Raw genomic sequence first — 13,817 nt, 5'->3', positions numbered from 1 at the left:
CCCCCTCTAATTTCCATTAGCGACAGAGATCAGCCCCTGTTCGATCTTGGCCCGGATAACCTCGATTTGTTTATCTTCCGGCTTGAAGCTGAGAGCTCGTTTCCACTGAAACCGCGCCTCGTGATACCGCCCCACCTGCCAGTATGCATCGCCCAAATGGTCGTTGATCACAGGGTCTTCAGCCTTCAACTCGATTGCCTGCTCCAGATAGTTGACCGCATTGTCGTATTTACCCAGCTGGTAATAGACCCATCCCAGACTATCCACAATATAGCCATCCTCCGGCCTGAGTTCGACTGCCTTGATCAACATGTCTTCGGCCTGAACCAGGTTTTTCCTTAATTCGACCCAGGAATAGGCAAGATAATTCAGGACATGCGGCTGATCAGGAGAAAGCTCCAGTGCCTTGAGAAAATCAACTTCTGCTTTGGCCCACTGATCTGTGCGTTCGTGAGTGATACCGCGAAAGTAATAGACAGACCAGAAGCGACTATCCGCACTATCAATCCGTTCAATCGCCTGATCATAGGCTGATGAGGCCTCTTTGAATTTTTCTGACGCCCGCAGAATATTGCCCCGACGCAAGTGTGGCTCAAAGCGTTCCGGACGCAGCTTGCTCATGGATCTTAGCTCATCCAGAGCCTCTTCCTTCCGGTCTAGAGAAACAAGTTCGTCAGCAATTCTCAAGCCCACAGTCCAGGCATAAGGAGAGCTCTCGGGAATTGTGCGATAAAGCGCAATAGCATCACGACTGCGTTCCTGGGTCTGCATGATTTCGCCGACAAGGATTTTCGCTTCTTCGTATTCCGGCCGCAGTCTCAACGCCTGCATGGCATAGACAAGGCCCGCATCATAGGCCTTTTCCTGAGCATGCAAACTGGCAAAACCAAAAAGAATTTCGGCAAAGGCATCGCCAGGGCTTCCAATCACCCGTTCAACACCATTTCCCTCTTCAATCCTTTTTAACGCCTTGGAGGCAATCGTACTATCGGGATCGCTCTGAAGGTAGGTCCAGAGCAAGTCTTTTGCCCCTATATCATCTCCCTGGCGGCTTAGAAAATCAGCAATAATGTTGAGTTGCCGCAAGCTCGGCGGATTGGAGATCTCCAGTATATTCATATAGGCTGCACGGGCTTCTTTGGGGCGCCCCCCCAGATCATTTAGCAAAGCCAGTTGAATGCCGTAGAGAGTCTGAAAGCCTTCTTTTTCGGAAAGAGGTTCCAGAGTTGTCACTGCCTTGTCCAGATTACCTTTGGCTAAATCAGTCCAGGCGAGGAACATGGGCTTCAGGATTGTGTTCACCCCGGTATCAGGCGATGCCTCGATTCTCTCCCCAGCCAGATCCCAGTCTTCGTTTTTAACCGCATCAACCAACAATACCAGATGAGCAAGAGACTGGTCGGGGGATACAACCAGAATCCGGGACGCCAATGCCAGAGCATCGTCATTATTGCCGGCACTTGCACTTAAAAGAAAGGCACGGGCAAGCAGTCTGGGATCATCAGGCGATGTTTCAAGAGCTTCCAGCATCAGATCTGCTGCAATGCTATAGTCGCGATTTTGTCCAGCGATCAGACCAGCCAGATAGGTGCCTGAAGGTGAAATATTTTCGGCAAAATAAGCGGTATCTGCTTCCGTTCCAGCCGGATTGAGCGCGCCACCAGGCCGGTCTTGCGATGAGCTGCAGGCACTCAGAAGAAATGCCGTTCCTGCAACAAGCAGAAAACGCCGGAAACGTGGATTTACAAACAAAAAGCCGTGGCGAGGCAAATCATCCTCCTCTTCGCCGGACATGAATTGAAAGCAGTCTACCCTTCTACAACTGCCGCGCCAAGCACGCGCTGCTCAAGTTACGGTTACTTAATAAGAAAACGGGAAGATTCATATGGAATCTTCCCGTTTTTTTTCACTATCCGCCGTTCGTTTATATCAGGCCGTTTGAATCAACAGTGATTCTCTCACACCCTACATGTTCGGATAGTTCGGACCACCTGAGCCTTCAGGGGTAACCCAGTTGATATTCTGGGTCGGGTCCTTGATGTCACAGGTTTTGCAATGCAGACAGTTCTGGGCATTGATTTGCAATTGAGGGTTTCCGCCATCATCATCCCGGACGATTTCATATACTCCTGCAGGACAAAACCGCTGTTCCGGTGCATCAAACACAGCCAGATTATGGGCAATAGGGACTGAGCTGTCTTTCAATTGCAAATGACAGGGTTGGTCTTCTTCGTGGTTTGTCCCCGAGATAAATACAGATGACAAACGATCAAACGAGAGCTTGCCATCTGCCTTCGGATATTCAATCCGCGGCATACTCGAGGCAGGCTTCAGGGTTTCATGATCAGAGTGTTTATGACGGAAAGTCCAGGGCAGCTTGCCGCGGAGAACCTTGAGATCAATCCCGGAATACAGCATTGATCCCCACAGCCCAAACTTGTTAAAAGCTGGCCGGAAGTTGCGCGAGGTATAAAGCTCTTCATAAACCCAGGAATTTTTGTAGGCTTCCGGGTAACTCGACAGAATCGCGGGCACTGTTCCTTCAGCATTTTCCGTGATTGCTGCAAAGGCACTTTCCGCAGCCAGCATCCCCGTCTTCATCGCGTTGTGACTGCCTTTGATCTTGGCAACATTCAGGAACCCGGCAGAACAACCGATCAGAGCCCCACCAGGGAATGCCAGATCGGGTATGGATTGCAGGCCCCCTTCATTCAGAGCACGGGCGCCGTAGGAAATACGCTTCCCACCTTCGAGCATTTCTGCGATCGCGGGGTGCATCTTAAAGCGCTGGAACTCGCCAAAGGGGAATAGATGCGGATTCTCATAGTCAAGACCAACCACATACCCCACATAGGCCTGCCCATTTTCCAGGTGATAGATGAAAGATCCACCCCAGGTCGAACTGTTCATGGGCCAACCCGCAGTATGTACGACAGTTCCCGGCTTGTGTTTGGCGGGATCCAGCTCCCAAAGCTCTTTCATACCAAGGCCATAGGTCTGCGGATCACAGTTTTCACGCAGATTGAATTTTTCCATCAGGCCTTTACTGAGAGAACCGCGGCACCCTTCGGCAAAGAAGGTGTATTTACCATGCAGTTCCATCCCCGGCATGAAGGAGTCTTTCTGATCGCCAGACTTGCTCACGCCCATATCGCCGGTTGCAACGCCCTTGACCCGGCCATCTTCGTGATAGACCACTTCAGAGGCAGCAAAGCCCGGGTAGATTTCCACACCAAGTTCTTCTGCGCGTTCGCCGAGCCAACGGCACAGGTTTCCGAGGGAAATGACATAGTTCCCATCGTTGTGCATTTCAGCTGGCAAAAGACTTACGGGAAATTTGATTGAGCCTTTTTCACTCAACAGAAGGAATTTCTCATCCGAAACAGGTGCGTTCAGCGGCGCTCCTTTTTCTTTCCAGTCGGGAATCAGCTCGTTTAGAGCGCGAGGCTCAAATACCGCCCCGGAAAAAATGTGCGCGCCGACTTCCGAGCCCTTCTCAAGCACACAGACAGAGACTTCTTTACCACTTTCAATCGACATCTGTCGCAGTTTGATCGCCGCCGCGAGCCCTGCAGGTCCCGCCCCCACGATGACGACGTCATATTCCATAAACTCGCGTTCCATAAACTCTCTCCATCTGAGTTCGTGGGCATTGTGACTATCCTGTCACTTCTGTCCCAAGAGCATCTAAACCCGTGTAAAGCCAGCTATCCTCGTCATCATTATTGTGGCGAGAACAGCAACCCCAAAATATTACGTGAAAAACTTGCCTATTTTTTTCACAAAACTCAATGCTAATTTATAATGATTTTCGCGTTGCAGCAATTTAACAATAACGACACAGAAGAACCAAATAATAGCTGGCAATAATCATTTTCTTTCCTGACTGCATAATATCACGACCTTTTTAGCTTCGAAATTTTTCGTTCTCTTCCGGAACCGCTTACAGGATTTATCGCGAGAGCAAGCCTGCTCTTTCATAAAAAAACAGAGATAATGATTGGTTTGTTCCCGATTTAATTTTAAACAGGACTGGGTACGGGCTGTAGTTTAAATTGCGGCCCCGTGATGTAACAAGTGAGTACGATGAGCAGCGAAATCCCCAATCAAGACGAATCTTCAGAAGGCAGGGAGTACGGCTATGTCGGGTCTCTGGATGACTGGTCCCGGGATGAACTGCTCGCGGCTCTCGAATGGCAACATGATTTTGGGGTCGATGAAACAACAGGATCAGCCGCTATCGACAGCTATGCCCATGCTCTGACCAGCCGGAGTGTTCCCGGAGAGCCCTCCAAGCAGACTTCAGGCACTGGCGATAACGCCCCCTCAAACACAGCCACCGCAGCAGCCCCCCCAATAAAACCGATAACAACGGCCGGGCGTGCCTTGCAGTCATTCCAGCGCACCCTGACAGAAGCGGATCAACTGGCAAAATCGGCAACCTCTATTCCCGCTCTTGCAGAGGCCTTGGGGAAATTCGAGGGTTGCTCGTTGCAAAAAACGGCGATCAGTACCGTTTTTGAAGCAAAAGCTGTTTCGGCCAGACTTATGATTGTCCTCGGCGCCCCCAGGGCAGAAGAAGACCGCGAGGGAACGACCGTGGCCGGGCAAAATCGGGCTCTGCTGATTAACATGTTAAAGAGTATAGGCCTGTCGCTCGAAGAAGTTTACCTGACTTCTTCAGTCTTCTGGCGCCCACCCGGTGATAAAAAGCCTACAGCAAACGATCTTGCCTGTTGCAAACCTTTTATCGAAAAACAAATCGAATTGATCCAGCCGGAAATTTTGCTGATCATGGGCGAGACTGCCTTGCGGAGCCTCATCGACCCCGATGCCAGCCTCCTGCGCCAGAGAGGCAAGTGGGGCAGCTATACTCTGCCCGGGAAACGCGAGATCAAAACCCTCGCCACCTTCGCCCCGCATATGCTTTTAAACACCCCCCGTCAGAAAGCTCTGGCATGGCATGACTTGCGCCTCGTCAGGACAGCCCTTTTATCTGGACCAGCATAATAAAAACCATATTAACGCCAATTATACCTCTTCGCTATATTCACTGCTGCTTTGACAATCTTCACCTATTCTTAAAATCCCGGGTATATAAAATTTTATACAAAGAACACGAACGTTCCATAGATAGCTTTCTTTGGGCGGTTGCGATCAAGGCCTGAATTTACTACCCTGTTCCCGTTTTCCGGGGGAAATCGCAAACAGGAACAGAAGTCATAATCCGAGATCAGATGAAATTTGGATTTATGACACTCGCGCGCAAGATGGGGGAAAACCAGCTCGTTATGACAACATTCGCTCAGTGGCGGCCATTTATATATGCCACCACCATTACTCTTACGCTGGTTTTTAGTGGCAGCTTTGGCACAACGTCTTGGAATGCCCAGGCCTCTACACCTGTTCCTGAACAGATCGCCCCCCTTGCAGATCAGACCGAAGCGCTAAAGCCTGGTGAGCTCCCGGTTATTCTGCAAGAAGATGACATCAAGATTTACACCAAGATTTTTGCTCTTCAGGAACAGGGACGCTGGCCGGAAGCCGAGAAACAGATTGCCAAACTGCAAGACAAGACCCTTATGGGACATGTGCTGGCGCAAAAATTTCTGCATCCAACGGCCTACAGATCGAAATACAAAGAACTCAAAGAGTGGCTGGGTGAGTATGCAGACCACCCCCAGGCCGATACAATCTACAAGCTGGCTTTGCAGAGACGTCCGAAGAATTACGCCATGCCGGACAAACCTGTCCAACATAAGAGCGCTTCCTATCGGGCCTATGGAAAAAACTATAATTATCGCTCTGGCAAAAAGCTCTCCAGCGCTGACCAGAAAAAGGCACGTCAACTCAAGAGCCAGCTCCGACGGAATATCCTGAACACCCGCCTGTCGGTAACAGAAGAAGCCCTGCAGTCCGCCAAAGCCAAACATCTTCTCGACAAGGTTGAGATAGACCAGACTTACGCCAAACTGGCTGCCGCCTGGTACTACTATGGCAAGGACCAGAAAGCCTATGATCTGGCAGTGGAAGCCACAAAATCCAGAAAATATGTCCCTTCGTCCGACTGGATTGCCGGACTGGCTGCCTGGCGCATGGGCCAGATTGACCTCGCCAGAAAACACTTTTCTACTTTGGCCGACGCGACAAGAGCAAACAGCTGGATGCGCTCAGCCGGAGCCTACTGGACCGCCAGAACCAATTTGAAACTGAAGGCCCCCCAGGATGTCAGCAAGCGCCTCTATCAGGCTGCTGAATACCCCAGAACTTTTTACGGAGTGCTGGCGCGGCGGGCGCTTGGGCTGGACCTTGTTTTCGAAACCTCCCCTCTGGCTCTTGGCCTGGATACTGTTGAAATTCTCGAGAGTTACCCTACCAGCCGCCGGGCACTGGCTCTGTTACAACTCGATAAAACCGATGAAGCCAGAGAGGAACTTTCGCAGGTCATCGGCAGCATCGAAGGTGACGAGATCTATGCTTTTCTTGAGCTGACGGAACAGATCGGCATGCCCAGACTGGCTTTCAGGCTTGGGGCGCGGATGGCCGCGGAAGAAAAACAGGAACGCCAACTCCCCTCGGACAGCTGGGGCATTATCGACACAGCCCTCTACCCCATTCCTCAATGGGAACCCACGGGAGGGTATGAGATTGACCGTGCCCTGGTCTATGCCTTCATGCGTCAGGAATCTTCTTTCAACCCGAATGCCAAAAGCCCGGACGGCGCACGAGGGTTACTTCAGCTCATGCCACAGACCGCGACCTTCATTGACGAGAAACGCAGTTTTCGCGGGGCAGATAGAAACGAACTCTACGACCCATCACTCAACCTCGAGCTTGGACAGAAGTATCTCAGCTACCTCCTCACTCACTCTTATGTCCAGGGCGATTTGTTCAAATTGGCTACCGCCTATAACGGCGGACCGGGAAATCTGGGCAAGTGGGAGCGCAACACCAATCACAATGACGATCCCCTGCTCTTCATCGAAAGTATACCGTCCCATGAAACCCGCCTTTTCATCGAGCGAGTCCTGACCAACCTCTGGATCTACCGTGCACGCCTCAATCAGGCCTCTCCCTCTCTTGATGCCCTTGCCGCGGGACGCTGGCCGCGATACGAAGCACAGGACAGAAATACTCCCAGCACTGGATCGGATATCGCCAACAATGCCAAAGCTCGATGAAACGCGCCCTTTTCTACCCGTAAACATCGCAATCGTCACAGTTTCCGATTCCAGAACCGCTGCAGATGATCGCTCCGGAGATATACTGGAAAAGATGATTCTCGAAGATGGGCACAAAGTTCGCGCCAGATCTATCGTCAAGGATGATCTGGACAAGATTGTCTCCATTTTCACAGCCCACGTGAATGATCCGGCCATTGATGTTGTTATCTCTACCGGAGGCACCGGAGTAACAGGACGGGACACTACTCCCGAAGCCCTGAAGACCGTAATGGAAAAAGAGATTGAAGGATTTGGCGAGCTCTTCCGCTGGATCAGCTTTGCCAAAATCGGCACTTCGACCATGCAGAGCAGAGCCATCGGCGGCGTCGCAAAAGGAACCTATCTCTTTGCCCTGCCCGGCTCACCTTCCGCTTGCAAAGATGGCTGGGGAGAGATTCTCAAATCACAGCTGGATAATCGCCATCGCCCCTGTAATCTGGTAGAATTGATGCCACGCCTGCAGGAACACCTTTCCTGAATCAGGCAAGCCGGGGGAAAACCTTTCCTTCATGATAAACCCAGAACACAGCAGGACAGAAAACACCGATGCACGATCACAGTGGTAGCCTAACAGGTCTGGCAATCGTCATTTTGGGAGCCCTGGCCTGCGGGATAGCCATGCGGCATTTCAAACAGCCCCCTGTGCTCGGCTATATCCTCGCCGGTGTCCTGCTTGGCCCGACAGGTCTCGGCCTCGTAGACAATCGTGACAACATCTCTACCCTTGCTGAACTCGGTGTCTTGATGCTGCTCTTTGTCATCGGTATGGAGCTTTCTCTGCGCGGGATTAAAGAAGTCTGGAAGATCGCGCTGGTCACCACTGCGCTGCAGATCGGCGTCGGCGTCGGCGGCATGCTTGCCCTTGGCTATGCCCTGGACTGGAGCATCGAATTAAGCCTCTTTTTCGGCTTTGTCTTTGCCCTTTCCAGCACGGCCGTCGCCGTCAAAATGCTCAAGGAAATCAACGAGCAGAACACCCGCGTCGGACAGGTCACAATTGGCATCCTCATTGCGCAGGATCTCGCCGTTGTTCCCATGATGCTGCTGGTTGGCTCCTTTGGCAGCGAGGGCGGCACCGGCAGCGAAGCCATCATCAAGGTTGGCTTCTCGATCGCCTTTCTTGCCTTGTTGCTCGCCTTTCTCAGTAAAAGACGTGGGCTGCAAATTCCTTTAGCCCGTTCGATCGGCGATAACGAGGATCTCACCCCTCTTGCCGGCATGGCATTCTGTTTTGGTGCCGCAGCACTCTCCGGGATCATGGGACTTTCTGCTGCATACGGAGCTTTCCTTGCCGGGCTGGTTCTGGGCAACTCGGCCAGCCACAAGGTCATGATTCGCCAGGTCGCCCCAATCCAGAGCATCTTGCTGATGGTCTTTTTCCTCTCCATCGGCCTGCTGCTTGATGCAGGTTACATCTGGGAAAACTTTGGGCTGGTCTTCCTTCTGGTTCTTTTTGTTGCCCTTTTTAAGACCGCCTTCAACATTGTTCTGCTGCGGTTTCTCGGCGAGAGCTGGCCCAGAGCCTTTATCTCCGGCGCTCTGCTGGCCCAGCTTGGCGAGTTCTCCTTTATTCTTGCCGCACTGGGGATTGGCGCAGGTGTACTGAGTGACGATAACTATCGCCTGGTGGTTTCCGTGACAGTTATCTCGCTCTTTACCAGCCCCTTCTGGCTTTTCAGTGCCCGCAGATTGCATCAGATCGCCCAGCTGGGTGTTACCTCCGGGCGGGAAACAATGCGCTTGACCTATGGCCCCGAAGTCAATGCCATCAGACGCGCCAGCCTGACTCTTCAGGTTTTTGTCGCCACAGTGCTGGCAAAACTGGGAAAGCCCCCTCAAGAGCCAGAAACAACTGCTGAAGAACCATCAAAGGGTGGCGTAGCTGCAGACCATCAGGATTCCTCTGCCCCGGATGATACTCCAGAAACAGACGATGCGATCGACAGCGCAGTCAAATCTTAGCTCGTTTCATTCCGCTTATGCCTGACTTTCAAAAAGAGATCGAACTCCAGCAGCAGCTGGCTATTGATCCGGCAATTATTGTCGGACTGGATGAGGTAGGGCGCGGCCCCTGGGCTGGGCCGGTTGTTGCCGCTGCCGCCTGGCTTGACCAGTTCAGAACTCCCTTGTCTCTGCTCAGGAAACTGGATGATTCAAAAAAGCTGACCGCGATAAGGAGAGAACAGCTTGCAGCGGAACTGACACAGCTGAACATGATCGGTGTTGTCAGAATTGCCCTTGGGCAGGCATCCGTTGAAGAGATAGATGAGCTCAATATTCTGCAGGCATCACTGCTTGCAATGCAGCGGGCTTTTCAAAACCTGAAGATCAAACCCGACGGCGCCCTGATCGATGGCAACCGTCTACCCCTGCTGCCCTGCCCTGGTCAAACAGTGATCAAGGGAGACAGTCTCAGCCTCTCAATCGCCGCCGCTTCTGTCGTTGCAAAGGTCGAAAGAGACAGACAGATGCAACAACTCTCGATTCATTATCCGGGATATGGCTGGGAAAGAAACCAGGGGTACGGAACAGCCGAACATCGTGCGGCACTACTAGATCTTGGGGTTACCCCTGCTCATCGTCGCACATTTCGTCCTGTTCGTGAACGACTCGAGCTAAGCAACTGACTCTTATGACTCTTTACTTGACTCTTCCTGTAAAAAATACTTGACCGCGACTCCATCGTGACTCAGGATAGGGGACTCGAGTCAAGGGGAGTCTGCTTTAGTGAAGAAAAATGTTGTCCATCTCGGCGAATGCGTTGAGATCATGAACGGTCTGCCTGAAAAGTCCGTTGATGTGATCTTTGCTGACCCTCCCTATAACCTGCAATTGGCTGGCGAGCTAACTCGTCCGGACAATTCCAAGGTTGATGCGGTCAACAATGACTGGGACAAGTTTGACAGCTTCCGTGCTTACGACGAATTCACCTGGAAATGGCTCCAGGCTGCCCGCCGTGTCCTCAAAGACAACGGTACTCTCTGGGTTATCGGCAGCTATCACAACATCTACCGCGTCGGTACGTTACTCCAGAATCTGGATTACTGGATGCTCAATGATGTGATCTGGCGCAAGTCGAACCCCATGCCGAATTTCCGGGGACGGCGCTTTACCAATGCCCATGAGACCATGATTTGGGCCGCCAAATCCAAGGATTCAAAATACACTTTCAACTATGAATCCATGAAGGCCCTGAACGACGACGTACAGATGCGAAGTGACTGGCTTCTGCCGATCTGTAACGGCGGAGAGCGCCTGAAAAATAAAGACGGTGACAAGGCTCACCCGACCCAAAAACCTGAACCTCTGTTGCACCGCGTTATTCTCGCATCCACCAAACCCGGCGATGTCATTCTCGATCCCTTCTTTGGTACGGGCACAACTGGCGCAGTAGCCAAACGCCTTGGCCGCCAGTATATCGGGATCGAACAGGATCCGGACTACGTTGAACTCGCAGAAAGTCGATTATCCAAAGTCAAACAACTGGATGATATCGATCTTGTTGCTATTGAACAAAAACGTGAACAGCCCCGCATCCCCTTTGGCACCTTGATTGAACGCGGCCTGCTGGAGCCGGGAACGACACTCTACAGCCCCAAGAAAAAATTCTCCGCCAAAGTTCGGGCAGACGGCACGCTGATCGCCGATAAATTCCAGGGCTCGATCCACAAGGTTGGCGCAATGGTTCAGGGGGCCGCCGCCTGTAATGGCTGGTCCTTCTGGCACCTTGACGCTGAAGGCAATGAAGTTTCCATTGATCTGCTGCGCCAGCAGGTCAGAGCCGAAATGGCCAACTAAATCCGATATCACAAAAAAGGCCTGATCTGACGGGCCTTTTTTGTGCGGTGATCACTGTTCCCCTCAACCCCTTTGAAGTAGCTGAGCCTGACGCAAAATCTTTTTCATGACGGTTGGCAAGGCAAGTCCTGAGAACTCCTCTGTCCTATACCAGCTTCCACCCAGTGCCTTGGCAATCGGTTCTTTCCCATCCTTGCCCACACAAGCTTGCAGCAGGGAAATCTCGAAATGAAAATGGGTGAAGGTATGCTTCACCTGACCTTCCAGCAGCTCCCAATGCCCGAGAGTATCCATCAAGGAATCCCGTTCCGGCTCAGGCGCCTCTTCCCAATTACCGCTCGGCACCTCAACCATTCCACCCAGCAGCCCGCTTTCCGCCCGGCGGCGCAACAGCACAGCCCCGGCCTCATCCCGGAAGAGATAGGCAAAAGCCCGGCGGGTCGGCTTGAGTTTTTTCGGAGCTTTTCCCGGCAGTTCTGCGGCAATTCCCTGTTCCAGACCCTGGCAGCCCTTCTGTATTGGACAGAGAACGCAGGCCGGATTGCGCGGGGTGCAGATTGTCGCCCCCAGATCCATCATAGCCTGTGCATAGTCCCCTGGCCGTTCTTGCGGGGTTTGTTCTGCTGTCAGAGCTCTGATTGTGGTCTTCACACCGGGCAGGGGCTCCCGCAGGGCATAAAACCGGGCGATGACTCGTTCGACATTTCCATCAACCACTGCAGCCGGACGATCAAAGGCGATCGCGGCAATTGCCGCCGCCGTATAGGGCCCCACACCGGGCAGCCTGAGCAAAGCCTCTTCGTTATCGGGAAAAATACCGTTCAGTTCCTCTGCAACAACTTTGGCACAGCGGTGCAGATTGCGCGCTCTGGCATAATACCCCAAGCCGGCCCAGGCCGTCAGAACCTGATCCAGCTCCGCCTGAGCAAGATCTTCAACAGCAGGCCAAAGCTCCAGAAACTTGAGAAAATATGCTCTCACCGTTGCAACGGTTGTTTGCTGCAGCATGATCTCGCTGAGCCACACGTGATAAGGGTCGGCAAGCTCTCTTCGCCCCCCGTCCCCTTTCATATGTTGTGGCCCCTTGCGCCATGGCAATTCTCTGGCATGGCGGTCGTACCAGGGCAGTAACCTGGGGGCGATCACAAGAGCAGCGTCCTGAGAAGCAGCGTGTTCTGAAGTGGGAAGTTTGGTTTCCAGCATTACCTTGTCGTTACACCCTGACGAATAGATCCTGTTACTCTTTTGGTTGCAGCATGATACTGTCATACAGGACAAAATGACCTGTAATACTAAGGAGCGATAATAAAGCCTCTGGACCAAAGCCCAACCGGAACCAAAACACAAGCAAAGACAGACAAGAACCGATGCCTCCTCCACGGAAACCGCGCACAGCTTCAAAAGCTTCGACAAAGTCAAAAGCAACAAAAACCACAGAATCCACTGAGTTCGAGGTCTCATCCCGGCGCTTCAAGACAATGGCGCCGATTTCGGCCACCTTGCCGCGCCTCACCCGTAAAATGATTGGCAAACGCGGATTTGCCGAGGGAGGTTTGCTGGAAGACTGGACAAACATCGTCGGCCAGGAACTCTCCGCCCAGTGCATTCCGGTCAAACTGAGCTACCCTCCCCAAGGCATACGGAACGACGGCACTCTTTTGCTCAAGGCAGATCCTGCTTTTGCTCTGACCATCCAGCAACAGGCCCCCCAGATCATCGAACGGATCAACAGCCATTTTGGCTATCGGGCCGTTGCTCGCCTGTCCTTACAGCAGGCTCCCCTGCCACAGAAAAAGACCCCGCAGAAACCTCAACTGCCCAAGCTTTCTCCCACTGAACGCCAATCCATTGCCCGGGAATTTTCAAATATCCAGAATGAGTCCCTGCGCGCTGCCCTGGAAGAGCTTGCCACAACCCTCAAAGCCAAACAAAAAACACCTAAATGACTCATCTGGTCATCCGCCCTATTGCCGCCACAGTTCCCCCTAGACTAGGTTAGGAACAATTCGAATCAGCTTTTGTACGCACATCCAGGACTATAATGACAATGAACAGACGGCTTTTCATCCGCAATGCAGCAACTCTTGCAGCTGGTTTGCCACTGGCTGCGAGCCTTGCTCCCTTTTCTTCGGCCTATGCCTTGGGCGAGGTAACTGAACAGGATCACATTCTTGGGGACAAGAACGCACCGGTAACTCTGATCGAGTATGCCTCTCTCACCTGTTCGCACTGCGCCAACTTCCACAAGGACGTCTTGCCACAAATTAAGACCAACTGGCTCGAAACCGGACGAGCAAGACTCGTTTACCGCCACATGCCTCTGGATGGCGTGGCCTTTATCGGCGCCCTCGCAGCTGAATGCTTTGAAGGCGACCGCTATTTCACCTTCCTTGATTTCCTGTTCAAACAGCAACAGGTCTGGGCTTTTGGCGGAGACCCCAAGGGAGAGTTGACCAAGATTGCTTCACTGGCCGGTGTCAGCAAAGAACAGCTTGAAAAATGCCTTGCTGATGAAGAACTCCAGAAACGGGTCGTGACCCAGGCTCAGGAAGGAAAGAGACTGGGGGTTAATTCAACACCAAGTTTCATTCTGAACGAGGAACTGTACCCCGGTGGCCGGGACTATGACGCTATGAATGAATTGCTGGAAGATGCCAGCTGATTTCAGCTAAATGCGCTCCCCCCTAAAAGGCCTCTGACAATCAGGGGCCTTTTCTCTTGTCTGATTCTCTGTGTCTGGTTTCCGGCTGCGGAATAGAACGCACGTTGCAGATTCCCCATGAGCAAGCTACTCTT

General features: G+C 52.4%; 12 protein-coding genes. 8 read left to right on the top strand and 4 right to left on the bottom strand.

The window, feature by feature from the left end; all coding sequences use genetic code 11:
• Window positions 1-6: 6 nt before the first annotated feature.
• Window positions 7-1,794 (bottom strand): tetratricopeptide repeat protein, encoded by a 1,788-nt coding sequence (locus B152_RS22380; RefSeq protein WP_020591058.1) that lies wholly within the window; start codon window positions 1,792-1,794, stop codon window positions 7-9.
• A gap of 171 nt (window positions 1,795-1,965) precedes the next feature.
• Window positions 1,966-3,624 (bottom strand): electron transfer flavoprotein-ubiquinone oxidoreductase, encoded by a 1,659-nt coding sequence (locus tag B152_RS0103795; RefSeq protein ID WP_020591057.1) that lies wholly within the window; start codon window positions 3,622-3,624, stop codon window positions 1,966-1,968.
• Between the two features lie 462 nt (window positions 3,625-4,086).
• Here B152_RS0103795 and B152_RS24925 point away from each other — a divergent pair, with 462 nt between their 5' ends.
• The 6 genes from B152_RS24925 to B152_RS0103765 all read left to right on the top strand — a co-directional run bounded on the left by B152_RS24925 (window position 4,087) and on the right by B152_RS0103765 (window position 11,021).
• Window positions 4,087-5,010: a uracil-DNA glycosylase gene (locus B152_RS24925; RefSeq protein WP_020591056.1), complete on the top strand. Its 924-nt coding sequence runs from the start codon at window positions 4,087-4,089 to the stop codon at window positions 5,008-5,010.
• Window positions 5,011-5,237: 227 nt separating this feature from the next.
• Complete coding sequence (locus B152_RS22370; protein WP_020591055.1) at window positions 5,238-7,181, top strand: lytic transglycosylase domain-containing protein; 1,944 nt, start codon at window positions 5,238-5,240, stop codon at window positions 7,179-7,181.
• Window positions 7,165-7,701 carry a molybdenum cofactor biosynthesis protein B gene (gene moaB / locus B152_RS0103780; protein ID WP_020591054.1) on the top strand — a complete coding sequence of 179 codons (537 nt, stop codon included), beginning with the start codon at window positions 7,165-7,167 and terminating at the stop codon, window positions 7,699-7,701. The genes B152_RS22370 and moaB overlap by 17 nt, the downstream gene beginning before the upstream one ends.
• Window positions 7,702-7,769: 68 nt before the next feature.
• A complete protein-coding gene (locus tag B152_RS0103775; protein ID WP_020591053.1) occupies window positions 7,770-9,185 on the top strand; it encodes a cation:proton antiporter in 1,416 nt (471 codons plus the stop codon).
• A gap of 17 nt (window positions 9,186-9,202) precedes the next feature.
• Complete coding sequence (locus B152_RS0103770) at window positions 9,203-9,850, top strand: ribonuclease HII (RefSeq protein ID WP_020591052.1); 648 nt, start codon at window positions 9,203-9,205, stop codon at window positions 9,848-9,850.
• A 142-nt stretch (window positions 9,851-9,992) separates the two neighbouring features.
• Window positions 9,993-11,021, top strand: a complete 1,029-nt coding sequence (locus B152_RS0103765; RefSeq protein WP_085954796.1) for a site-specific DNA-methyltransferase — start codon at window positions 9,993-9,995, stop codon at window positions 11,019-11,021.
• Between the two features lie 63 nt (window positions 11,022-11,084).
• On the opposite strand, the gene mutY is transcribed toward B152_RS0103765, so the two are convergent.
• Window positions 11,085-12,224, bottom strand: a complete 1,140-nt coding sequence (mutY, locus tag B152_RS0103760; protein ID WP_020591050.1) for an A/G-specific adenine glycosylase — start codon at window positions 12,222-12,224, stop codon at window positions 11,085-11,087.
• Between the two features lie 34 nt (window positions 12,225-12,258).
• Window positions 12,259-12,519: a hypothetical protein gene (locus B152_RS25945; RefSeq protein ID WP_051082929.1), complete on the bottom strand. Its 261-nt coding sequence runs from the start codon at window positions 12,517-12,519 to the stop codon at window positions 12,259-12,261.
• Between B152_RS25945 and B152_RS0103750 the strand changes: the two genes are divergently transcribed.
• The gene (locus tag B152_RS0103750) at window positions 12,500-12,967 is read left to right on the top strand and encodes a DUF721 domain-containing protein (RefSeq protein ID WP_020591048.1); all 468 of its coding nucleotides are present in this window, start codon (window positions 12,500-12,502) and stop codon (window positions 12,965-12,967) included. The two genes, B152_RS25945 and B152_RS0103750, sit on opposite strands and share 20 nt — an antisense overlap.
• A gap of 101 nt (window positions 12,968-13,068) precedes the next feature.
• Entirely contained in the window at window positions 13,069-13,683 is a 615-nt protein-coding gene (locus tag B152_RS0103745; RefSeq protein WP_020591047.1) for a DsbA family protein, read from the top strand.
• Window positions 13,684-13,817 lie beyond the last annotated feature (134 nt).

Source organism: Kiloniella laminariae DSM 19542 (assembly GCF_000374005.1).
In the GTDB taxonomy this organism is placed as follows: Bacteria; Pseudomonadota; Alphaproteobacteria; order Kiloniellales; family Kiloniellaceae; genus Kiloniella; species Kiloniella laminariae.
This window is presented reverse-complemented; position numbering and strand designations above follow the sequence as displayed.

What these genes read in the sequence shown, in the direction of transcription:
- B152_RS24925 (WP_020591056.1), top strand. Translation starts at nt 4,087, where the DNA reads ATGAGCAGCGAAATCCCCAATCAAGACGAATCTTCAGAAGGCAGGGAG.
- moaB (WP_020591054.1), top strand. Translation starts at nt 7,165, where the DNA reads ATGCCAAAGCTCGATGAAACGCGCCCTTTTCTACCCGTAAACATCGCA.
- B152_RS0103770 (WP_020591052.1), top strand. Translation starts at nt 9,203, where the DNA reads ATGCCTGACTTTCAAAAAGAGATCGAACTCCAGCAGCAGCTGGCTATT.
- B152_RS0103775 (WP_020591053.1), top strand. Translation starts at nt 7,770, where the DNA reads ATGCACGATCACAGTGGTAGCCTAACAGGTCTGGCAATCGTCATTTTG.
- B152_RS0103765 (WP_085954796.1), top strand. Translation starts at nt 9,993, where the DNA reads ATGAACGGTCTGCCTGAAAAGTCCGTTGATGTGATCTTTGCTGACCCT.
- B152_RS0103750 (WP_020591048.1), top strand. Translation starts at nt 12,500, where the DNA reads ATGGCGCCGATTTCGGCCACCTTGCCGCGCCTCACCCGTAAAATGATT.
- mutY (WP_020591050.1), bottom strand. Translation starts at nt 12,224, where the DNA reads ATGCTGGAAACCAAACTTCCCACTTCAGAACACGCTGCTTCTCAGGAC.
- B152_RS22380 (WP_020591058.1), bottom strand. Translation starts at nt 1,794, where the DNA reads ATGTCCGGCGAAGAGGAGGATGATTTGCCTCGCCACGGCTTTTTGTTT.
- B152_RS0103745 (WP_020591047.1), top strand. Translation starts at nt 13,069, where the DNA reads ATGAACAGACGGCTTTTCATCCGCAATGCAGCAACTCTTGCAGCTGGT.
- B152_RS22370 (WP_020591055.1), top strand. Translation starts at nt 5,238, where the DNA reads ATGAAATTTGGATTTATGACACTCGCGCGCAAGATGGGGGAAAACCAG.
- B152_RS0103795 (WP_020591057.1), bottom strand. Translation starts at nt 3,624, where the DNA reads ATGGAACGCGAGTTTATGGAATATGACGTCGTCATCGTGGGGGCGGGA.